The 22,189-nt window shown below is 65.1% G+C and carries 21 protein-coding genes; 16 read left to right on the forward strand and 5 right to left on the reverse strand.

Annotated features, from left to right (window positions below):
• Window positions 1-23 precede the first annotated feature (23 nt).
• The 3 genes from QW868_RS21270 to QW868_RS21280 all read right to left on the reverse strand — a co-directional run bounded on the left by QW868_RS21270 (window position 24) and on the right by QW868_RS21280 (window position 4,128).
• The gene (locus QW868_RS21270) at window positions 24-1,256 is read right to left on the reverse strand and encodes a branched-chain amino acid ABC transporter substrate-binding protein (protein ID WP_315754896.1); all 1,233 of its coding nucleotides are present in this window, start codon (window positions 1,254-1,256) and stop codon (window positions 24-26) included.
• Window positions 1,257-1,501: 245 nt separating this feature from the next.
• Window positions 1,502-2,773, reverse strand: a complete 1,272-nt coding sequence (locus QW868_RS21275; protein ID WP_316231426.1) for a serine hydrolase domain-containing protein — start codon at window positions 2,771-2,773, stop codon at window positions 1,502-1,504.
• Window positions 2,774-2,907: 134 nt separating this feature from the next.
• Window positions 2,908-4,128, reverse strand: coding sequence for an ABC transporter substrate-binding protein (locus tag QW868_RS21280; protein WP_316161557.1), 1,221 nt, complete (start codon window positions 4,126-4,128; stop codon window positions 2,908-2,910).
• A 284-nt stretch (window positions 4,129-4,412) separates the two neighbouring features.
• On the opposite strand from QW868_RS21280, the gene QW868_RS21285 reads away from it, so the two are divergent.
• Entirely contained in the window at window positions 4,413-5,105 is a 693-nt protein-coding gene (locus QW868_RS21285) for a TetR/AcrR family transcriptional regulator (RefSeq protein ID WP_315771333.1), read from the forward strand.
• Window positions 5,106-5,156: 51 nt separating this feature from the next.
• Window positions 5,157-7,202: an acetoacetate--CoA ligase gene (locus QW868_RS21290; RefSeq protein WP_316231427.1), complete on the forward strand. Its 2,046-nt coding sequence runs from the start codon at window positions 5,157-5,159 to the stop codon at window positions 7,200-7,202.
• Window positions 7,203-7,223: 21 nt separating this feature from the next.
• On the opposite strand, the gene QW868_RS21295 is transcribed toward QW868_RS21290, so the two are convergent.
• Window positions 7,224-8,129: a ribonuclease Z gene (locus QW868_RS21295; RefSeq protein ID WP_316178455.1), complete on the reverse strand. Its 906-nt coding sequence runs from the start codon at window positions 8,127-8,129 to the stop codon at window positions 7,224-7,226.
• Window positions 8,122-8,433, reverse strand: coding sequence for a hypothetical protein (locus QW868_RS21300; RefSeq protein ID WP_315771435.1), 312 nt, complete (start codon window positions 8,431-8,433; stop codon window positions 8,122-8,124). The genes QW868_RS21295 and QW868_RS21300 overlap by 8 nt, the downstream gene beginning before the upstream one ends.
• Here QW868_RS21300 and dinB point away from each other — a divergent pair.
• The 14 genes from dinB (at window position 8,366) to kdgD (ending at window position 22,098) form a co-directional block, all read left to right on the forward strand.
• Window positions 8,366-9,475, forward strand: coding sequence for a DNA polymerase IV (gene dinB / locus QW868_RS21305; RefSeq protein ID WP_315771327.1), 1,110 nt, complete (start codon window positions 8,366-8,368; stop codon window positions 9,473-9,475). The genes QW868_RS21300 and dinB overlap by 68 nt on opposite strands.
• Window positions 9,476-9,645: 170 nt before the next feature.
• A complete protein-coding gene (locus QW868_RS21310; RefSeq protein WP_315736666.1) occupies window positions 9,646-9,924 on the forward strand; it encodes a metal/formaldehyde-sensitive transcriptional repressor in 279 nt (92 codons plus the stop codon).
• A gap of 7 nt (window positions 9,925-9,931) precedes the next feature.
• Window positions 9,932-10,993: a nickel/cobalt efflux transporter gene (locus QW868_RS21315; protein WP_316231428.1), complete on the forward strand. Its 1,062-nt coding sequence runs from the start codon at window positions 9,932-9,934 to the stop codon at window positions 10,991-10,993.
• 181 nt (window positions 10,994-11,174) lie between these two features.
• Window positions 11,175-11,996, forward strand: a complete 822-nt coding sequence (locus QW868_RS21320) for a sulfurtransferase/chromate resistance protein (RefSeq protein WP_316231429.1) — start codon at window positions 11,175-11,177, stop codon at window positions 11,994-11,996.
• Window positions 11,993-13,384, forward strand: a complete 1,392-nt coding sequence (gene chrA / locus QW868_RS21325; protein ID WP_316231430.1) for a chromate efflux transporter — start codon at window positions 11,993-11,995, stop codon at window positions 13,382-13,384. Before QW868_RS21320 ends, chrA begins: the two co-directional genes overlap by 4 nt.
• Window positions 13,385-13,435: 51 nt before the next feature.
• Entirely contained in the window at window positions 13,436-14,347 is a 912-nt protein-coding gene (locus tag QW868_RS21330; RefSeq protein WP_316231431.1) for a DUF1259 domain-containing protein, read from the forward strand.
• Window positions 14,348-14,612: 265 nt separating this feature from the next.
• Window positions 14,613-15,281 (forward strand): Crp/Fnr family transcriptional regulator, encoded by a 669-nt coding sequence (locus tag QW868_RS21335; RefSeq protein ID WP_315771433.1) that lies wholly within the window; start codon window positions 14,613-14,615, stop codon window positions 15,279-15,281.
• Window positions 15,282-15,370: 89 nt separating this feature from the next.
• Complete coding sequence (locus tag QW868_RS21340) at window positions 15,371-15,574, forward strand: DUF2892 domain-containing protein (protein ID WP_315736661.1); 204 nt, start codon at window positions 15,371-15,373, stop codon at window positions 15,572-15,574.
• A gap of 69 nt (window positions 15,575-15,643) precedes the next feature.
• On the forward strand, window positions 15,644-16,531 hold the full coding sequence (locus QW868_RS21345; protein ID WP_315771320.1) for an MBL fold metallo-hydrolase: 888 nt from the start codon (window positions 15,644-15,646) through the stop codon (window positions 16,529-16,531).
• A gap of 152 nt (window positions 16,532-16,683) precedes the next feature.
• The gene (locus QW868_RS21350; RefSeq protein WP_316231432.1) at window positions 16,684-17,025 is read left to right on the forward strand and encodes a hypothetical protein; all 342 of its coding nucleotides are present in this window, start codon (window positions 16,684-16,686) and stop codon (window positions 17,023-17,025) included.
• A 178-nt stretch (window positions 17,026-17,203) separates the two neighbouring features.
• The gene (locus QW868_RS21355) at window positions 17,204-19,318 is read left to right on the forward strand and encodes a protein-disulfide reductase DsbD family protein (RefSeq protein ID WP_316231433.1); all 2,115 of its coding nucleotides are present in this window, start codon (window positions 17,204-17,206) and stop codon (window positions 19,316-19,318) included.
• Window positions 19,315-19,953 carry a DsbA family protein gene (locus QW868_RS21360; RefSeq protein ID WP_316231434.1) on the forward strand — a complete coding sequence of 213 codons (639 nt, stop codon included), beginning with the start codon at window positions 19,315-19,317 and terminating at the stop codon, window positions 19,951-19,953. Before QW868_RS21355 ends, QW868_RS21360 begins: the two co-directional genes overlap by 4 nt.
• A gap of 166 nt (window positions 19,954-20,119) precedes the next feature.
• A complete protein-coding gene (locus tag QW868_RS21365; protein WP_315771315.1) occupies window positions 20,120-21,022 on the forward strand; it encodes a LysR substrate-binding domain-containing protein in 903 nt (300 codons plus the stop codon).
• Window positions 21,023-21,153: 131 nt separating this feature from the next.
• Entirely contained in the window at window positions 21,154-22,098 is a 945-nt protein-coding gene (gene kdgD, locus QW868_RS21370) for a 5-dehydro-4-deoxyglucarate dehydratase (RefSeq protein WP_316231435.1), read from the forward strand.
• Window positions 22,099-22,189 lie beyond the last annotated feature (91 nt).

Genomic DNA, 22,189 nt, shown 5'->3' on the forward strand with positions numbered 1-22,189 from the left:
GTGCGGGAAGCCGGCGCGGATCGTTACGGACGCGCCATCTTGCACGTCGTCGACACCATGGCCTGGGGCGTATCGACCCTGGAGACCAGGTGCCATCCCCAGCCGGTGTTCTCCTCGTCGAACGTCTCGTTCGCCGCGAGCTTGCCGAAGGACGAGACGTAGATCGGCTGCAAGAACTGGTGATCATCCTTGCGCATGAAGCCGGTGCCGCCATCCAGCACCTCGAGCTTGAGGTCCTCGAGCGCGGCCGCGACCTTCACCGGGTCGATGGAGTTGGCCTTCTCGGCCGCCGCCTTGAACATGCGCATCTCGTTGACCGCGCGCGGGTACCACAGCGACATGTTGACCTTGGCGCGGAACGCCTTCTCGTAGTCCATCGCGGCCTGATGGCCCGAATTGGCGAAGCCTTCGGTCAGTTGGAAGACCTGATGATCCAGACCCGTCTGCTTGATGGCGGTCGGGCCGCCGGCGCCGCCCGCATAATAGGTGTACCAGTTGACCTTCAGGCCGGCATCGGCGGCGGCCTTGAGCAGCAGCGCGATGTCCTGGCCCCAATTGCCGGTGATGACGCTGTCGGCGCCGGACGCCTTGATCTTGGCAATGTAGGGCGAGAAGTCCGTGATCTTCAGCAGCGGATGCAGCTCGTCGCCGACGATCTGGACATCGGGCCGCTTCGCCGCGAGCATCTTGCGCGCGTCGCTGCGGACCGACTGGCCGAAAGAATAGTCCTGATTGATCAGATACACCTTCTTGATGGAAGGGATGTCCTTCATGTAGTTGGTGAGCGCCTCCATCTTGATGTCCGAGCTGGCGTCCCAGCGGAAATGCCAGTAGCTGCATTTCTCGTTGGTCATGCTCGGGTCGACGGCGGCATAGTTGAAGTACAGCACTTCCTTGCCGGGGTTGCGCGTGTTGTGCTTGTTGACGAAATCCTCCAGCGCGAGCCCGACGGACGATCCGTTGCCTTGCGTGATGTAGCGGACGCCGGCGTCGATCGCCTTCTGGGCCTGGACCAGGCTCTCTTGCGGATTGGTCTTATTGTCGAACGGCACGATCTCGACCTTATGGCCGAGAATGCCGCCCTTGGCGTTGAGCTCGTCGGCCAGATACTGGAACGTCTTCAGGCCCCCCTCGCCGATACTGGCGCCGCCGCCGGACAGCGGATCGATATAGCCGATCTTGACGGTGTCCTCGGCTTGCGCGGCGTGACCGAGCATCGGGACGATCAGGGCAATGGCCAAAGTTAGCTTGCGCATAGTCTTGTTTCCTCGCGGGCTGTCGACTTCAGTCGATCGATGCGCATGATCGCGCAATTTGAAGAAGCACTGAGCAGAATAACGGCCGGATGACAAGCTCGGCATGACATGAACGCATGTTGCCGCTCCGGCAATGTGAGGACAGGCGGCTCGCCGCTGATCGGACGTTTCATTCGGCGGAATGTTGGCGTCCACATCCTGGACGAATCCGCCCGACACGCGGGGGGTGACAAGCGCTGCCCCGGTCATGTCGCTTGTTCCACAATGTGGGACAACGCGGCGTAGGTTCCACGCTGATAGACGGGAAGAGCACGGCGGCCGGCAGCGCCGCGCCCGGTGGCAATCGTGGCCCCTGTCCCCGCCGAGACCGGCACTTGATGCTGGATCAGATAGATCATGATCAGGTCATTGACGGGATCGGCCTGCCACCAGGTGCCGAAGATGCCCGGCCAGGTCATCGAGCCCGGTGCGCCACAGGCATAGGGATTGCCGGTGGAATCCTCGGCGATCGCAAGTCCGAGCCCAAATCCGGAGGTCTGCCACAGCGGCATGCCGGCGAAGGGAATCTGGCGCTGCGCGTCAATCAGCCGGTTGGTGCGCATCAGGTTGACGGTTTCGGGTCGCAACAGCCTGACGCCGTCCAGCTCGCCTCCTCTCAGCAGCATGCGCGAGAACCGATGATAATCGGGCGCGGACGAGATCAACCCGCCGCCGCCCGGCGTATAGGCCGGCGGCTCGTCATACATGACCGGCTCGACCTTCACGAGCCGCCCCGCCGTCTCGTCATATCCGTACAGGCTCGCCAGACGATCTCGCTTGGCGTGCGGCAACCAGAAATCAGTATCGACCATGCCGAGCGGCGTGAAGATGCGCTCCTGCAGCACCGGCCGGAACGGCTTGCCTTCGACCCGGCCGATCAGGAAGCCGAGCACGTCGGTCGAATGACCGTAGTGGAAGCGGTTGCCGGGCTGATACGCCAGCGGCAGCGTGCCAAGCGCAGCGAGCCATTCGTCGGGCGTGGACCGGTTCATCGCGGGATCACCGAGCGCGCGCTCATAGGTTAGCTTGAGCGGGCCTTCCGAGAAGAACGCATAGGCGATGCCCGAACGGTGCGTGAGCAGATCCTCGACGGTGATCGCGCGCCGGGCGGGCACGGTATCGTCGAGCGGGCCGGCGGCGTCACGCAGGACCCGCAGATCGGCCAGCTCTGGAATCCACCGGGAGATCGGGTCCGCCAAGGCGATCCTGCCTTCCTCGACCAGCATCATCGCCGCCACCGAGGTGATCGGCTTGGTCATCGACGCGATCCGGAACAACGTATCCGGGCGCATCGGGCTCTTGGCTTCGACATCGCGCCAGCCGATCGTCTCGGCATGAACGATCTCGCCGCCGCGCGAGGTGAGAGACACGATGCCGGCGAGCTCGCCGCGATCGACGAATGCGGCGAGTTCCGGGCCGATCGCCGCAAGCGCCGCAGGATCGAAGCCGCGACGGCGGCAGACGGCTTCACTGGTCATGAGCGGCGCTCCGATGGACAGGGGTCAGCTTCGGCCACCGGCCTTCGCCGCGGCACCGTGACGGCAAAGCAGAGGCCGCGGGATGACCGGGCGCACAAGCAGCGCCCGATCAGGCCGTGGCCCGGTGAGAAGCTTCAGTCCGCCTTGAAGTCGTCGGTCAGGATCGGCCCCGATATGATCCAGCGCTGACCATCGAATTTCATCATCTGGAATTGCTTGCTGATGCGGTAGTCATCGGGGGTCGTCGTCACCGACATTCCCGGCAGCCCGAGATCGGGAACGAAGCCCTTGATGTTGGTCGCCTGCTTCATGATGTTGGCGCGCGTCAGCTCGTCGCCGCATTGCTTGAGAATGTGGACGAGCAGAGCGGCCGTCGAGTAGCCATAGGTCGCAAAGCCGCTGTTGGCGTCCTCGCCGGGCGCGTATTTCGCCATGAACGCCTTGTAGCGTTTCATGCCCTCGTCGTCGGCCCATTGCGGATCGAGCGGATCCTTGCCGTAGGCGACCGAGATGATGTCCTTGGCATGCTCGAGCCCTGCAGGCACGAGCACCTGACCGACCGCCGTCGCGTTGACCTCCAGGATGTGGACGGGCTTCCAGCCGAGCTCGGCGGCCTTCCTGATCGATTGCGCCGCGAATTTCGGCGTCGACATGTTGTAGAAGAGGTCGGCGCCCGATGCCTTCAGCGTCACCAACTGGGAATCGACCGTCGGGTCGGACAGCTCGTAGGACAGCTCCTTCACGATCATGCCGGCCTTGGCGCCGAGCCCGTCCTTCAGGCCCTTGACGTAGTCTTTGCCGAGGTCGTCGTTCTGATAGAGGATGCCGATCTTCGCGTTCGGATAGGTCTCCAGAATGTATCTTGCGTAGATGTGCGCTTCCGACTGGTAGTTCGGGTTGGCGGAGATCGTCCACGGAAAGTTCTTGGGATCGGTGAAGCGGGACGCTCCGCTTCCCGCCAGAAGCTGCGGAACGCCCTTGCCGTTCAGATATTTCTGGACCGCGGCATTCGGCGGCGTGCCGATGATCTGGAACGTGGTCAGCACCTCGTCGCTTTCGACCAGCTTGCGCACCTGCTCGACGGTCTTCGGCGGGCTATAGGCGTCGTCATACTGGATGAGGTTGATCTTGCGACCGTTGACGCCGCCCTGCTCGTTGATCATGCGGATATAGGCCGCCTCCGCCTTGCCGATGGCACCGAAAGCGGAAGCCGGCCCGCTGAGCGGGTTGGTCTGGCCGATCTTGATCTCGGTGTCGGTCGCGCCGACGTCGTATTTCTTTTCAGCGGATGCCGGGGCTGAAAGGCCCACGCCGAGCATCAGCAGGGCAGCCGCCGTCGACTTGATCCGTGTCATTGTGTCCTCCCGTGAGCGGCTGATCCATGGCCAGCCGATTGTTTTTGATGATGTCCGCGCACGACGAGACTGGCGACGCGCTGCCCGCCGCCCGATCGTCGACCGCCTTCCATCAGGTCTCCGAGACCTACCGTCCGGCCGGCCGCCGGTCAAGTTCATTCATTTAGCACTAAATGAAAATGTTGGAAGCCCGAAGTCCTGCTTGACCGGGCGCGCCCACCCCCTCATCGTCAAAACACCAACGGTGCCGTTCCTGTGTGCGCCGATCAGGGACCACGGAGAGCATGCCAGCAGAGCCGAAACCCGAAGGGCGCCGCACGCGCGCGGAACAGCGCGCGACGACGGTGAAGCTGATCCTCGACACCAGCGAGGAGCTGTTCGCGCAGCTCGGCTATTTCGGCGTGACGATCAAGGATGTGGCGGACAAGATGGGCATCCATCCTGCGCTGATCCATTACTACTTCGAGGGCAAGAGGGCGTTGTTCGATGCCGTGTTCGAACGCCGCATGGAATACGCGGTCACGGTGCGCACGGCCGGGCTGGATGCCTACGAGGCCAAGGTCGGAGATCGTCCGACCGTTGAAGGCGCGCTGCGTGCCTATTATGACGGCGCGTTCGACGTCTACGTCAACGAAGAGGACAACTGGCGACACTTCGGCCGCATCTTCGCGCAGGTCGCCAACGCGCCGGGCTATGGCGTGGAGATGATGGACACCTATCTCGATCCGCTGGTGCTGCGTCTCATCGGGCTGCTGCAGAAGGCGTTGCCCGACGCCAAGCCTGAGGACCTGTTCTGGAGCTTCCAGTTCACCTCCGGCGCCTACTCGCTGATCCTGTCACGGACCGGCCGGATCGACCGCCTGTCCGGCGGCCTGTGCAAGTCCGACGATTTCGCCGCGGTCCGCGAGCGGTTCGTGACCTTCATGGCCGGGGGCTTCAACGCGCTCTACAAGCGGCGGAAGCAGAAGTCGAAATGAGCGCCTCTTGGCGTCTCCTGGCCGTACCATGCAAACAAGCCGGAACGAATGATGACAGCTCCCTATGTCCCGCAAATGGCTCTCTATCGGCAATGGCTGAGGGACAATCGCGGCCTCCACTTCGAGAACTTCGAGCAGATGCGGCAATGGTCCATCCGCGACCTCGACGGATTCTGGCGCAGCATCTGGGACTATCATGACCTGCAGTCGCCGACCGCGTCTTCGACCGTCCTCGGCAAGCGCACGATGCCGGGAGCGGTCTGGTTTCCGGGCGCTTCGGTCAACTACGCCCAGCAGGTCTTTCGTCACGTCGACGCCGCCGATGCGGCGGGCCTGCCTGCGATCATCAGCAGTCACGAGGACGGCAGGCTCACGGAGACGACCTGGCCCGAGCTTCGGCGAAAGGCAGCCGCCCTGGCGCTGCATCTGCGCGAGCAAGGCGTGGCGCCCGGCGACAGGGTCGCCGCCTATCTGCCCAATATACCCGAAGCCATCATCGCGTTTCTCGCTTCGGCGAGCATTGGCGCGATCTGGAGCGTTTGCGCGCCCGACATGGCCGCGCCCGCCGTGATCGACCGGTTCAAGCAGATCGAACCCAAGGTGCTGATCGCCTGCGATGCGGTCACCTATGCCGGCCGCCGGCACGATCGCCGCGGTGTCGTCGAGGAGCTGCGCCGGTCGTTGCCGACACTCGGTCACGTCATCCTGCACAGTGACGATGCCGGCGCGCAGGTGAGCGACGGGGTTCGTCTCTCGGACGTTCTGGCAAGAACAAGCCCTGGCGTCGATGCCTTCGAACCGGAGCGGCTTCCGTTCGATCATCCGCTCTGGATCGTCTATTCGAGCGGCACCACCGGGCTGCCGAAGCCGATCGTGCATGGTCACGGCGGAATCATCATCGTCACACTCGCCCTGCTCGGACTGCACAACGACATCGGCTGCTCGTATCAGCCAAATTCGTTCGGCGAGCGCTATCACTGGTACAGCTCGACCGGCTGGATCATGTGGAACAACCAGGTCGGCGCGCTTCTGAACGGGACCACGTGCTGCATCTTCGACGGCAGCCCCGCCGGACCGAAGGATCGTCCGGACTGGACCACGCTGTGGCGATTCGTGGCGAATTCGAAATCCACCTTCTTCGGTGCGGGCGCGGCGTTCTTCGCGAGCTGCGTCAAGGCGGACATCAACCTGGCCGACGCGGGCGATCTGTCCCATCTGCGTTGCCTCGGGTCCACCGGCTCGCCGCTCAGCGCCGACACGCAGGCCTGGTTCGATCAGCGGTTCGCGGCGCTGTCGCAGGTCAATGGCTGCCGGGCGCAGGCGCAAATGTGGTGGGCCAACATCTCGGGCGGCACCGACTTCGCCGGCGCCTTCATCGGCGGCAATCGCGAATTGCCGCAGGTGCCCGGAACGATGCAGTGCCGCGTCCTCGGCGCAGCGGTCGAGGCCTTCAACGACCAGGGCAAGCCTGTCATCGGCGAGGTCGGAGAGCTCGTCTGCACCGCGCCGATGCCGTCGATGCCGCTGCGGTTCTGGAACGACGCGGGGAATGTGCGCTATCTCGCAAGCTATTTCGACGCCTTCGAGACGCGCGAGGGCGGGCCGGTCTGGCGGCACGGCGACTGGCTCAAGGTCAATCCGGACGGCTCCTGCGTGATCTATGGTCGTAGCGACGCGACCATCAATCGCCACGGGCTGCGCATGGGGACGAGCGAATTGTACTCGGCCATCGAAGCGCTGCCGGAGATCCTCGATTCGCTGGTCGTCGATCTCGAATATCTCGGCCGAGACAGCTACATGCCGCTGTTCGTGGTCCTGCGCGACGGCGTCGCGCTCGATGCAGCGATGAAGCGGAAGATCAACATGGCGGTGGAAAGCAGCCTGTCGCGACGCTTCGTGCCTGACGACATCTTCGCGGTTACCGAGATCCCGCGCACGCTGTCCGGCAAGAAGCAGGAGCTCCCGATCAAGAAGCTCCTGCTCGGGCAGCCCCTCGACAAGGTCATCAACCGCGATGCGATGGCCAATCCCGGTTGCCTCGACTGGTACATCGCGTTCGCCCAGAGCCGTTTGCAGAGCGGCTCGGGTGCGACGTAGCAGACGTGCCCGAACGAGCCGCTAGACCACCATCCGGTCGAAATCGATCGCGACTCGGCTGTCAGGAAAGATCTCCCGCGCCTCGGCGAGGATCTCCTCGTCGGGATAGCGGCCGGAGATGTGGTTCAGGACGAGCTGCCTGACGTTGCTGGACGCCGCGAGGCCGGCGGCCTCCGCGGCCGTCAGGTGGCCGTAGTCGCGAGCCATGGCAGAATCGCGCCGGAGGAAGGTCGCCTCGATCACGAGCATGTCCGCGTCGCGGACGTACTCATGCAGACCCTCGGTCGTTTCCGCATCGCCGACGATGACGAGCTTCTTTGGTCCCTGCGGAGGCCCCAGAACATCCTCAGGATCGATGGTTCGGCCATCCTCCAGCGTGACCGGCCGGCCCTCCGCCAAGGCCTTCCGCACGGGCCCATCGGACACGGCGAGCGCTGCCAGACGCTCTGGCAGCAGATGGCGGCGCGCTCGACTCACAAATTCGAAGCCGAAGCTGTCGGTGTCGCGGTGCCGGACGGGAAAGCAGTTGATCGTAAACTCACCGGCGTCGAGAACCTCCCCGCGCCTGAGCGGTACGAACTCAAGCGGGATTGGCGCGCGGCCCTCGCCCCACAGCCCCGCGAGCATTCGGACCACCACATCGAGCGTGCCGGGGCTGCCGTGGACGCGCATGATGTCAGCGCTCCTGCGCAGCCGCAGGGTGGAAAACAGTCCGGGAATGCCGAGGACATGGTCGAAATGGCCGTGGGTGAGCAGGATCCGATCGAGCCGCCGAAAGCCTGCCCCACCGCGGAGCAGCTGACGCTGGATCCCCTCGCCGCAATCGACGAGAATGCGATCCCGGCCTGCTCGAACGAGAAGGCCGGGATGATTGCGGTCCGCGGACGGAACGCTCGCCGAGGTCCCCAGGAACGTGAGCTCAAACATCACAGCCGGGCCAGGCGAATTTCGGTCGCGGCGGCGTGACCCGTTTTGACAACGGGTCCCGGCTGCGCTGCTTCGTTTCAATCACCGTAGGCCATCCTTTTTTCTGAGCGCTTTTCCCCAGCCGCCGTTTGATGGCCTGACGGGCAGATCTCATCGCAACGCCGCCGTCAAAGGGACGTCGCAGGCAGCGCTCGGGCCGGGCAGACTTCATCGCCACGCTCTGATAGAGCTTGGCGATGCCAAGCTCCGGTCCGGAACAGGATGCCGCGCCGCCGGCCATTCGCAAGATCATCCACATCGACATGGATGCATTCTATGCGTCGGTCGAGCAGCGGGACAATCCCGAGCTGCGCGGCAAACCCGTGGCCGTCGGCGGATCGCGCGAGCGCGGCGTCGTGGCAGCCGCAAGCTACGAGGCTCGGGCGTTCGGCGTGCGCTCGGCCATGCCGTCGGTGACGGCAAAGCGCCAGTGCCCGGACCTGATCTTCGTCAAGCCGCGCTTCGAGGTCTACAAGGCCATCAGCCAGCAGATCCGCGCCATCTTCGCCGAGCACACGCCGATCATCGAACCTCTGTCGCTGGACGAGGCCTATCTGGACGTCACCGAAAACCTGCGAGGCATTCCGCTGGCGCGCGACATCGCGTTGCAGATCCGGGCCAAGATCAAGGCCGAAACCGGACTCAATGCCTCCGCGGGAATCTCCTACAACAAGTTCCTCGCCAAGCTGGCCTCGGACCATCGCAAGCCCAATGGGCAATACGTCATTTCGCCGGAGATGGGTCCGGTCTTCGTGGAGGGGCTGCCGGTCGGCAGGTTTCACGGCATCGGCCCGGCGACCGCTGCGAAATTCAACGCGCTCGGAATTCATACCGGCCTCGACATCCGCAATCAGACCCTGCCCTTCCTCCAGCAGCACTTCGGCAAAGCGGGCAACCACTACTATTGGATCTCGCGCGGAATCGACAATCGCCCGGTCCGAGCCAATCGCATCCGAAAATCCGTCGGCGCCGAAAACACCTTCTCGACGGACCTGACGGAATTCGAGCCGATGTTGGCGGAGCTGCAGCCCCTGATCGACAAGGTCTGGCAGCATTGTGAAACCAGCGGCAACCGAGGCCGGACGGTCACGCTGAAGGTCAAGTTCGCCGACTTCGACATCATGACGCGCAGCAGGTCCGTCGCCCACGCGGTCGGGAGTCGCGAGGATCTGGCCCGGTTGTCCGTTGCTCTCCTGCAGAGCGAGATGCCGTTGCCGAAGCCGGTGCGGCTCCTCGGCGTTTCGCTGTCATCCTTGCAGCAGCAGAATGACGCCGGGGCGGACGCACAGCTGCCCTTGCTGATCTGAGGCGGGCTGGACGGTCCGATCATGCGTCGAGGACGGCGGACGCACGTCGTGCGCAACGTCGTCCATGTCGAGCCGGGCTGGCTCGAGAAGCGCTCCTGCCACGGGCGAAAGACCGGTCGGGGTCCCGGAGTCCTGTTGACCTCTGTAGGGTACCCCCCTATCTTATGGAGATGTCGCACACGATCAAACACAAGTCGAAGCTGCTTGCGCGCGTCCGGCGCATCAAAGGACAGATCGATGCCGTGGAACGGGCGCTGGACGCGGAGCTGGGCTGCGCCGACGTCCTCATGCTGGTGGCGTCGGTCAGGGGCGCCATCGGAGGCCTGACCACCGAGCTGCTGGAGGATCACATCCGCCACCATGTCGTCGATCCGGCGCATGAAAAGGATCCTGAAAAGGCCAAGGGCGCCGCGGACCTCATCGAAGTGGTTCGAACCTATCTGAAATGACACTCGCATGACCGACCTGTCTCACCTTCTGCAACAAGGCAGCGCGAACGCCTGGCTGTTCGTCCCCAGCGCCATCGTTCTGGGTGCGCTGCACGGGCTCGAGCCGGGTCACTCCAAGACCATGATGGCTGCGTTCATCGTCGCGATTCGAGGAACCGTTTTTCAGGCCGTGCTGCTCGGCCTGTCGGCAACCCTCTCCCACACCGCGATCGTGTGGGTGATCGCGCTGGCCGGGCTTCACTTTGGCCAGGAACTCTCCGGGGCGCGGAGCGAAGCCTATCTGCAACTGATCTCGGCCGTCGTCATCATCGGCATCGCCGTGTGGATGGTCTGGCGCACGTGGCAGGATAAGAATGAACATCACGGTCATCATCATCATGACGCGCCGACATCCGTCGTGCTGACCGGACGTACGTTGTTGCTCGAGATCTTCGAAGACGGCGTGCCGCCACGCTGGCGAGTCCGGACCGAGTCCGGCGCGCTCCCTCCGGCCGGCGAACTCCAGCTCACGACCATTCGCGGAGATGGCGACGCGCAGAGCTTCAGCTTCCGCGCCGCAAACGATTACCTGGAGAGCATCGAGGAGATTCCCGAGCCGCACGCGTTCAAGGCACGGCTTGCGCTTGCGGGTGACACTGCCGAGATCCTGTTCGAGGAACACGGGCACGATCACATGGACCTCGGCGATGAGGACGATGCCCACGCACGCGCCCATGCGGACGACATTCGAAAGCGCTTTGCGGGACGCACGGTCACGACCGCGCAGATCGTCGCCTTCGGTCTCACGGGCGGGTTGATCCCCTGCCCCGCCGCCATCACCGTCTTGCTGCTCTGCATCCAATTGAAGCAGTTCGCCCTCGGCTTCATTCTGGTGCTGTGCTTCGGCATCGGTCTGGCGATCACGATGGTCTCGGTTGGCGTCGCGGCGGCCCTTAGCCTGCGGCACGTCGAGCGGCACTGGAGCGGGCTCAGTCGCTTCGCCCACCGTGCGCCCTACGTCTCGGCGGCTCTGATCGTGCTCGTCGGGGTCTATACGGGGTGGCTGGGTCTGCACGAATTCATCACGTGAGGCCCGCGATCCGGGATCCAGCCGGACAGGGAGAGATCAGCGCGTTACCTCCGCGGCGTTCCCGGCCCATCCGGCAGTTGACAGCCGAGCCATCGAGCGCTTTATTTCGCTTACGGGGATGTGCGATCTCCCCGCGAGGCGACATGCCCAAGAATCGCGTCCTGGTCACCAAGGGCGCAACATGTCATCATCATACACCTCGATATCATCCGAAAAATTGTCTCGACTGATCGGCACGGCGACCTCGCCACGGCTCGTCGACGTGCGTGTCGACGAGGATTTCGCCGCCGACCCACGCCTCATCCCCGGCGCCGTCAGGCGCTCCCATCTCGACGTCCAGCAATGGGCACCGAGCTTCACCGGCCAATCGGTTGTCGTGATCTGCCAGAAAGGCAAGAAGCTGAGCGAAGGCACCGCGGCCTGGCTCCGGTGCAGCAACGTCGCAGCCGAGGTCCTCGAGGGCGGGCACGTCGGCTGGACAGAGGCACAACTCCCGACCGTGCCAGCCGACAGAATTCCGAGCAGGGACGACCGCGGCCGCACCGTCTGGGTCACGCGATCACGCCCCAAGATCGACCGCATCGCCTGTCCATGGCTGATCCGTCGCTTCGTCGACCCCGCCGCGGTCTTCCTGTTCGTGACGCCGGCCGAAGTCGAAGCCGTCGCCGAGCGTTTCCAAGCCACTCCCTTCGACATCGAGAATGTCTTCTGGAGCCACCGCGGCGAGCTTTGTACCTTCGACATCATGGTCGAGGAGCTCGGTCTGCGGACACCACCCTTGGAACGACTCGCCACGCTGGTGCGTGCCGCGGATACGGCGCGACTTGATCTCTCGCCCGAGGCTCCTGGCCTCCTTGCCGCTTCACTCGGCCTATCGCGAATGTATGACGACGATCTGGAGCAGCTGAGCGCCGGCCTGCTGCTCTATGATGCCTTCTACCGCTGGTGCCGCGACGCCACGAAGGAGGCGCACAACTGGCCGACCAGCAAGGTGAAGTCATGACGGACGTCGCAGCATCCCGGAAGCCGATCGCGGAGGAGCTCGCCCACGGCATCTCCTTCAATGAGGCGCTTCTCGTCTGGATCCGGGTGGCCGTGCTGAGCTTCGGCGGCCCCGCCGGCCAGATCGCGGTCATGCATCGCATCCTCGTCGAGGAGAAGAACTGGATCTCGGAGAGCCGCTTCCTGCACGCCCTGAACTACTGCATGCTGTTGCCCGGCCCGGAGGCGCAACAGCTTGCGACCTATATCGGCTGGCTGCTGCACCGGACCACGGGCGGCATCGTCGCAGGAACGCTTTTCGTTCTGCCCGGCATCTTCGCCATCATGGGCCTCAGCTACATCTATGCAGCCTATGGCAATGTCGGCGTCGTCGAAGCCTTGTTCTTCGGCCTCAAAGCGGCCGTGCTGGCGATCGTGATCCAGGCCGTCGTCCGCGTCGGCAAGCGTGCGCTGCGCAATCGGATCATGATCGGACTGGCGGCCGCAGCCTTCGTCGCAATCTTCTTCTTCGGGGCGCCGTTTCCGATCATCGTCATTGCCGCCGGAGTCATCGGCTTCGTCGGTGCCCGCCTCGGCCGGCCGGAGTTCGCAGCCCTCGAGCACGGCGGCAAGAGCGCCGGCGCGATCGACAGCATGCTCGGCGAGGCCGTGCCGGATCACGTCCGTCCGAACGCTGCGCGCACGCTGCGCGTGGCGGCCGTCTGGCTCGCGATCTGGCTCGTCCCCGTCTTCGCACTGCTGATCCTGCTCGGGCCGAACGACGTCTTCGGCCAGATCGCGATCTTTTTCAGCAAGATGGCGATGGTGACGTTCGGCGGCGCCTACGCCGTGCTCGCCTACGTCGCGCAGCAGGCCGCGGAGTACTATCACTGGGTTGCTCCGCGCGAGATGCTCGACGGCCTCGGCATGGCGGAAACGACTCCCGGTCCCCTGATCATGGTCGTCCAGTTCGTGGGCTTCATGGCCGCGTTCCGCGGCGCCAGCGGGCTGTCTCCCATGCTCGCCGGCACGCTGGGCGGACTGCTGGCCACGTGGGTGACGTTCGCGCCGTGCTTTCTCTGGATCTTCGTCGGCGCGCCCTACATCGAGGCGTTGCGGGGAAACAAGGCGCTCGGCGGCGCGCTCTCGGCCATCACCGCCGCCGTCGTGGGCGTGATTCTCAATCTGTCGATCTGGTTCGCGCTGCACACCCTCTTCCGCGAGACCTTTCCGATCCAGGGATTTGGACTGTCATTCGACGCGCCCCGGCCGATGAGCATCGACCTGCCGGCCGTTGTCCTGTCGGTTGCGGCCGCTACGGCCATTTTCCGCTTCAACGTGGGAATGCTCGTCGTGCTCGCCGCCTCGTGCATCGCGGGCATCCTGATGCGCTTTGCGGGCGTCATCTGAGAGCACGCTGCGACGGAACATGGGGCAGTGACAGACCAAAAGGAGCGAACGATGAGAAGCACGATCTGGAGTCTGTTGGGCCTCGGCGCCTGCCTCCTCGCACACGGCGCCGGACCGATCGTCTCGACGGCGCGCGCACAGGACACCGATTGGCAGAAGGTCGACGAGACATTGGGCCGGAAACCATCCGTGGCGGGAGACGTCCGCCGGTACGGCTTCCCGCGCACCGATCTCGCGGTGACTCTGGACGGCGTAACCATCAGGCCGGCGCTCGCGCTCGGCGGCTGGGTCGCGTTCAAGCCAGCGCATGGCGGCACCATGATCATGGGCGATCTCGTCCTGCTGGAATCAGAGGTCAATCCGGTAATGGCGAAGATGATCGCCGGCGGGCTCGAAATCAGCGCCGTGCACAACCATCTGCTCCGCGCGAGCCCAGCAACGTTCTACATGCATGTCGCCGGTCACGGCGATCCCGTCAACCTCGCGTCCGCCATCCGCGACGCCCTCGCCGACAGCAAGACACCGTTGACGATTGCGGCGTCGCCGACCACGCCGCCGGCCATCGATCTCGATACGGCACAGCTCGATCAGATCCTGGCGGTCAAAGGACAGGCCAATGGCGGGGTCTATCAGTTCAACGTGCCGCGACGCGATCCAATTGTCGAGGGCGGACTATCCTTGTCTCCCGTCGCGGCGATGGGCGTCGCGACGGGCATCAACTTCCAGCCGACCGGCGCGGGCAAGGCCGCCGTCACCGGTGACTTCGTGCTGAGCGGGGAGGAGGTGAACCCCGTGATCCGGACGCTCCGTGCCCACGGCATCGAGGTCACGGCGCTGCATAGCCACATGCTGGACGAACACCCCCGCCTCTTCTTCATGCACTTCTGGGCGAACGATGATGCGATCAAGCTCGCCAAGGGTTTGCGGGCGGCGCTCGACAAGACGGCAAGCACCAAGAGCTAAGAGCAAAGAGCGAGGAAAGGCGCGGTCCGAGAGTGCGCGGGCCTTGCTCTGCCGGCAGGTGCGGCAACCTGTTGGTCTGGCCCGCCTGCAACGGCCGCGCATGCGTGAGACGCCGATCGGTTGCAAGGCAACGCGCTGCCGGAGTCCATGCGAGCTCCCTCGTGGTGCCGAAGATTAGGGTCGGGGGGCAGATCCCGTCCCTCGACCCACGCGCGATCCTATGGCAAGTCTGGACGACGCCGATGTGGCGCAGCCGGATGTCGTGATGTCGTCGGAGCAGGACTGGACGAGCGCTTTCCCGCCGTTGCGACAACTGCCGGAGGAGATCTTCGCGCAGTTGCGCGAGGCCAGCCTCATTGTCGAGCTTCCGGAAGGCAGCCGGATTTTCGGCCCCGGCCAGGCGCCGGACTCCTTCCTGCTGCTGCTGGACGGGACCATCCGGGTGCAGCAGACGTCCGAGTCCGGCCGCGAGATCGTGCTCTACCGCGTCCAGGCAGGCGAAAGCTGCGCGCTGACCACGGCCTGCCTGATGGGTTACGAGGAATACCAGGCCGAGGGCATCGCGGAGACCCGGATCCGCGCCGTGGCGATCCCGCGCGCGCTGTTCGACCGGCTGATCGCCAGCTCGCGCGAATTCCGTCAGTTCGTCTTCACCGCGTTCAGCCGCCGCGTCACCAATCTCTTCCGCATCATCGAGGAGGTTGCGTTCGAGCGGATCGATGTGCGGCTCGCCCAGAAGCTTCTCGAGCTTGCCGGGGCAAAGCAGCAGATCGTTGCAACGCATCAGGATCTCGCCAACGAGCTCGGCAGCGCACGCGAGGTCATCAGCCGCCAGCTCAATGAATTCGCGCGGCGCGGCTGGTTGCGAATGGCTCGCGGAATCGTCGAGATCACCGACAGACCGGCGCTTGTCCAGCTGGCCCAGCATGATTAGGAACCGGCTCCTCTTGGTGACTTAGTTACATACGCGCGCCGTATCCCGCCCTATCGTCTGCATCATCGCAAGCCAAAGGGGAGCGCGACATGACACAGAACATTGGCAAGATCGACCGGCTGCTCAGGATCATCGTCGGACTGGCGATCCTCAGTCTCACGGTCGTAGGGCCGCAGACCTTGTGGGGCCTTCTGGGCCTGATCCCGCTCGGCACCGCACTGATCGGCTGGTGCCCGCCCTACGCGATGCTCGGCATCAATACCTGCGGAACGAAATCCAGTCCGATGTCTTAGACCGCGCAGGACGACAAACGCGGCGTGGGCGGCGATGCCGCCCCGGAGCCAAATCGTGGAGCAGCAGCCATGTCCTATCCAATCGATCTCCGCGTGCAGCCGAAGGTGGCCGGATTTTTCGATCCTGACACCAGCACGATCAGCTATGTGGTGAAGGACCCGTCATCGCCGTGCTGCGCGATCGTCGATCCCGTCCTCGACATCGACTACGCGGCCGGCCGCATCAGCACCCGTTCCGCCGACATGCTGATCGACTACGTGAAGATCAACGGACTCCGGCCAGAGTGGCTGATCGAAACGCATGCGCATGCCGATCATCTCTCCGCTGCGCCCTACATCCAGGACAAACTCGGCGGCAAGATCGGCATCGGCGAGCATATCCTGACCGTGCAGGAGACCTTCGGCAAGGTCTTCAACGAGGGCACGGAGTTTCGCCGCGACGGCAGCCAATTCGACCGGCTGTTCAAGGATGGCGACACCTATCAGGTGGGACAGATGACGGCCCTCGTGATGCACACGCCCGGTCACACGCCCGCCTGTGCCACGCACGTGATGGGCGATGCAGCTTTCGTCGGCGACACCCTGTTCATGCCCGACGGGGGAACGGCGCGGGCCGACTTTCCAGGCGGCAATGCGCGCACGCTGTTTCGCTCGATCCGGAAGATCCTTGAAACGCTGCCGCGCGAGACCCGGCTGTTCATGTGTCACGACTATGCCCCCAACGGCCGCGCGGTGCGCTGGGAAACGACCGTCGGCGAGGAGCGGCTCCACAACATCCACGCGCGAGACGGGATGACCGAGGACGAGTTCGTTGCGCTTCGCGAGGCCCGCGACAAGACGCTCGGCATGCCGCGCCTGATCATTCCATCGCTTCAGGTCAATATCCGCGCCGGACATCTGCCTCCCGCGGACGCGACGGGAAAGACATTCCTGAAGGTACCGATCAACGTACTTTGAGAACCACTCGCTTTGCTCACGCGATGCCGGCCTGGGCCGCAAGTTCGCGGCGTCACGAAGATGTCAGTTGCCAAGAGCGGCCGGTCTGCGCGACCAGTCCAAGCTGGAGCAGATGATCCAAGATGAGGCATGCTGATTTCGAGATGCCCGCGATGACACGCCGCCTGATGGCGGCGCTGATCGCGCTCGTCTTGAGTCTGGCGCCTCTGCTCGGAACGTTCGAGGTTGCCACGGCAGACACCGGTGCCGGTGCCCCTCAATGGTCCCGAACGACCACGAGCGCGCCCAAGCCGTGCAGGAAGGCCGTCCTTCCGGGCATGGTCAACACCTGTCCGTTTGCCGCGGCTGGTCTGACCGCCGTCCCGGCGAACGACAATCCTGCGGCACAGCCGGTTGCCGCCTCCCGGACGCTGTCCTGGCGCCCCTATGACGAGGCGCTGACGACGCAATGCCACGGGTCCTCGCCCTACCGTCCTCCCTGTCGCCACGCCTGACCGTTCCGTGCTCATCGGCTCACGGGCAGCGTAACGCCGTGACTTGAGCGAACGAATATCCAACATCGATCGCGGGTCACGCGGATCGGCTCGTGGTGCCCGTCTCTAGGCGTGCCTTGCGCCGGATCGCGCGGCGCAACGGCCACCGCAATGTGCGATCAGCGCGCGGGAGATCATCATGTCCATCCGTCATCTTGGCCGGCTCGTATTGCTGCTCGGCCTGCTCCATCTTGCGGCGACGACCGCCGCCGCGGGTCAGTTGCGGCCGCAGGCGAACGTCGACACGCGCCTGCTGGTCGGCGACATCACGCGAGCAGACGACCGCCCGGCCACGGCGTGGGCGGGACTGGATGTCAGGCTGGATGCAGGCTGGCACACCTATTGGCGCTCGCCCGGCGACGCCGGCGCACCACCGCAATTCGACTGGAGCGGCTCGCGCAACGTCGCCGATGTCACCGTCGAATGGCCGGCGCCGAGCCGCTTCAGCGAGCAGGATATCGACACGTTCGGCTATGCCGAGCACGTGCTGTTTCCGTTGCGCGTGCGGCTCGAGGATGGAGCGGCGCCCGCACATCTCACGCTGAAGGCCGTGCTGTTCGTCTGCTCGGTCATCTGCACCCAGCAGGAGGCCGATCTCGAGGCCGACATCCCCGCCGTTTCGCGTCGGCCGAACGATCAGGCGCTGATCGACGAATGGCGGCAGAGCGTCCCGCGGGCGAGTTCGCCCGGACTTTCCATCACGGCGCTGCGCATCGATCGGCAACCAAAGCCGCAACTGCTGCTCGAAGCGCATGCGACGCCGCCACTGCACGCGCCCGACGTCTTCCTTGATGGGGACGACGCCGTGTCCGGCGGCCGTCCCCAGGTGAGCACGATGTCGGACGGCGGCGTACGGATCGCCGTGCCGGTGCAAGGCCTCGATCGGGCCGGTCCGGTGCAACGCCTGCGGGTCACCCTGGTCGATGGCGACCGATCGATAGAAGCCATGCTTCCGGTGGATGTCGATCAAGCTGCTCACGCTTCTGCGGCCAAAGCAGCCACACCGGCACCGCGTCCTTCGGCGGCATCGATCTGGGCCATTCTCGGCGTGGCCCTGCTCGGCGGCTTCATCCTCAACTTCATGCCCTGCGTGTTTCCGGTGCTGTCGCTGAAGCTCGTTTCGCTGGTCGATCACGATCCCGCACACGCGCCCTCGCCGCGTCGGGCATTCCTGGCGACGGCCGCCGGCATCGTCGCCTCGTTCGTGACCCTTGCCATCATCCTGTCCGCGCTCAAGGCCGCGGGCGCCGAAGTCGGCTGGGGCCTGCAGTTTCAGCAGCCGGCTTTCCTCATCGCGATGATCATCGCGCTCGCGGCATTCGGCGCCAACCTGCTCGGCCTGTTCGAGATCAGCCTGCCGTGGTGGATCGCCGGCCGCCTCGGCAACGCTGCGAGCCGCAGGACGATGGCAGGTCATGCCATCAACGGCTTCGTCATGACGCTGCTGGCCACGCCGTGCTCGGCGCCATTCGTCGGCACCGCCGTCGCTTTTGCGCTGTCGCAGGCCGCGCCGCAGATCCTGCTGGTGTTCACCACGCTTGGGCTCGGCATGGCTGCGCCGTATCTGTCTCTCGCCGCGGCGCCGGGCCTTGCCGCACTCTTCCCGCGGCCCGGCCGCTGGATGCTGAAGCTGCGCGCCGTCGCAGCGGCCGCGATGGCGGCGACCGCGCTCTGGCTGCTGATCGTGCTCGCCGACATCAGTGGCCCCCCGACTGCGGTCATCCTCGCCGCTGCGCTGCTCGTCCCTGCGCTGATCACGGCGGCGCTCCGTTTCCCGTTGCGGCGAACGATCGCTGGAGCCAGCCTCGCCATCGCGACAGGTCTGGCGCTGACGGCAGCAACCTACATCAAGGCGCCGGACGGCAGGGACCGGGTGGCCGAGATCGCCTGGCAGCCGCTGGCTCCGGCCGAGATCGCGGCACAGGTGCGTGCCGGCCATACGGTCTTCGTCGACATCGGCGCCAGCTGGTGCGTCACCTGCAAGGTCAACGAGAAGCTCGTGCTCGACAGCACGGCCGTGCGCAGCCGACTCGCGTCGGGTGTCGTTGCCGTCAAGGCGGACTGGACCTCGCCCAGCGACGCGATCGCGACCTATCTCCGATCCTTCGGCCGCTACGGCCTGCCGTTCAACATCGTGTACGGCCCCGGAGCTCCCAACGGCATCCTGCTCCCCGAACTGCTGACGCCGCAGACCGTGCTGGATGCCATCGACACCGCATCGACTATCCCTCATCAGGAGAACGACAAGTCATGACCACGAAGACCTTTGCCGCATCGATCGCCATGCTGCTGCTGTTGACCGCGGCCATCCTGCCGCTCCAGGCTCGCGCCGAGGACGACGACACCGACATTCTGAGCGAAGCGCGCATCCTGCACGATCCCGCCATCCCCGCTGTCGGAAACGCCGATGGCGACATCACGATCGTCGAGTATTTCGACTATCAGTGTCCGTATTGCCGCAAGATCAGCCCGGAGCTCGCCAAGGTGGTTCGCGACGACGGTCACGTCCGTCTCGTCTTCAAGGATTGGCCGATCTTCGGCGGCGCCTCGATCTACGCGGCGCGTCTCACCCTGGCGGCGAGATATCAGGACAAGTTCGCCGAAGCCCATGAGGCGCTGATCTCGCTCAATGAGAAGCTGTCGGAGGCCAAGGTCGATGCGGCGCTCAGCGGCGCCGGAATCGACCTCGCCCGCGCCAAGGCCGACCTCGCGGCCAAGCGCGCCGACATCGACGCCGTGCTTGCGCGCAACCACGAGCAGGCCGCGGGCCTCGGCTTCCGCGGCACGCCGGCCTTCATCATCGGCCATTTCCGCATCCCCGGCGTCCCCAATGCACAGGCCTTCAAGCAGGCCATTGCGGATGCCCGCGCTGCTGCGTCCAGCAAGTGAGCCGGCGCATGACGGGGGCGTCAAGCAGTGGCCCTGCCTGACGCCAACCGCCGAGTTTGGCGCGTCTGCCAAAGCCGCGGCCGACGATCCCGCCAATATTCCCACTGCCCCCAATCGATGCTACCAAACTCGCACCACCGGCCCTATCCATGCCGAGGAAGCATCGATGTTCGACCTCAACCAGCTGCGCTGCTTCGTCACCGTGGCCGAGGAGCTGCATTTCGGCCGCGCCGCGATCCGGCTCAACATGACGCAGCCGCCGCTGTCGCGGCAGATCCAGGTGCTGGAGCACATCATCGATGCGGTGCTGCTCGAGCGCACCAGCCGCTCGGTGAAGCTCACGCCGGCCGGGCGCAGCTTCCTGCCGGAGGCGCGGCGCATCCTGAAGATGGCGGAGAGCGCCGCCCAGGTGGCGCAGCGCATCGCCAGCGGCAAGAGCGGGTCGCTGAAGATCGGCTTCACCGCGGCCGCGGCCTACGGCTTCCTGCCCGACCTCGTCGCCGCCTGCCGAACAGAGCTGCCCGAAGCTGATCTGTCGCTGAAGGAGATGGTCTCGGGCGACCAGATCGAGGCGCTCGCCTCCGGCCAGATCGATGCCGGCCTGCTGCGGCCGCCGATCGCGCGGCCCGAATTCGCCACCCGCCGCGTCGTCGCCGAGCCGCTCTGCGCCGCGCTGCCGCGCCGGCATCGGCTGGCCTCGGCCGAGACCGTGTCGATCCGTGATTTCGACGGCCAGAACTTCATCATGTATTCGCAGACCGAGGCGCGCTATTTCCACGATCTCCTGGTGTCGCAGTTCATGCGCGCAGAGGTGCTGCCGCGCTACGTGCAGCACCTGAGCCAGATCCACTCGATCCTGGCGATGGTGCGCGCCGGCCTCGGGCTTGCGATCGTGCCCGAAGCTGCCTCCAGCCTGAAGATCGCCGATGTCCGGCTGCGGCCGCTGAAGCTGCGCAACCCGACGCCGGCCGAGCTGTTCCTGGTCTGGCGGCGCGATCACGACAATCCGCTGCTGCCGGCACTGGTCGAGCTGGCCGGCAATCTCGCCGTGCAGCAAGCGGAAGATTGATATCTGATCTGCATCAATCGATACCGTCATTGGCTTGGACCGGCATCGAACTTGGTCCTACGACATCGCCCGGGGAATGCGCCGGCGCCTGCCGCGCCCGTTCCCAAGGACATTCGTGAAGGACCCGCGCGATGAGCAAGATGACCCCGACGGAAATGGCTGCGAAGATCGGCAGCGGCCTGCTCTCCTTCCCCGTGACGCCGTTCAAGGCCGACCATTCGTTCGACGAGGCCACCTATCGCGCCAACATGGACTGGCTGTGCGGCTATGAGGTCGCAGGCCTGTTCGCCGCCGGCGGCACGGGCGAGTTCTTCTCGCTCACTCCTGCGGAGGTGCCTGAGGTCGTCGAGGTCGCGGTGCACGAGACCCGCGGCCGGGTGCCCGTGCTGGCGGGTACCGGCTACGGCACCGCGATCGCGCGCGAGATCGCCATTGGCGCCGAGAAGGCCGGCGCCGACGGCCTCCTGCTGCTGCCGCCCTATCTGACCCATGCCGAGCAGGACGGCCTCGCCGCCCACGTCGAGGCGGTCTGCAAGTCGGTGAAGATCGGCGTCATCGTCTACAACCGCGACAACGCCATCCTGCAGCCTGACACTTTGGCGCGGCTGTGCGAGCGCTGCCCGAACCTGGTCGGCTACAAGGACGGCATCGGCGACATCGAGCTGATGACCCGGGTCTACACCAAGATGGGCGACCGCCTGACCTATATCGGTGGCCTGCCGACCGCGGAGACCTTCGCGCTGCCCTATCTCGACATGGGCGTGACGACCTACTCCTCGGCCGTGTTCAACTTCGTACCGGAGTTCGCGACGAACTTCTATGCCGCAGTGCGCAAGCGCGACCACGCCACCATCCAGGCCGGATTGAAGGATTTCATTTTGCCGCTGATCGCGATACGCAACCGCAAGAAGGGCTACGCGGTCTCGATCATCAAGGCCGGCATGAAGGTGATCGGCCGCGATTCCGGTCCTGTCCGCCTGCCGCTGACCGATCTGACCGCGGAGGAGATGGCGGAGCTGACGGCGCTGGTGAAGGCGCTGCCGGGCGCCGTCTCGGCACAGCAGGCGGCGGAGTGATCTTGTTGTCATTCCGGGGCAAGGCCGCAAGGCCTTGAACCCGGAATCTCGGAGTTGATGGATAAGAGGCGCAAGCCAATCTCTGGATTCC

It is taken from the genome of Bradyrhizobium sp. SZCCHNR1051, assembly GCF_032489615.1.
In the GTDB taxonomy this organism is placed as follows: domain Bacteria; phylum Pseudomonadota; class Alphaproteobacteria; order Rhizobiales; family Xanthobacteraceae; genus Bradyrhizobium.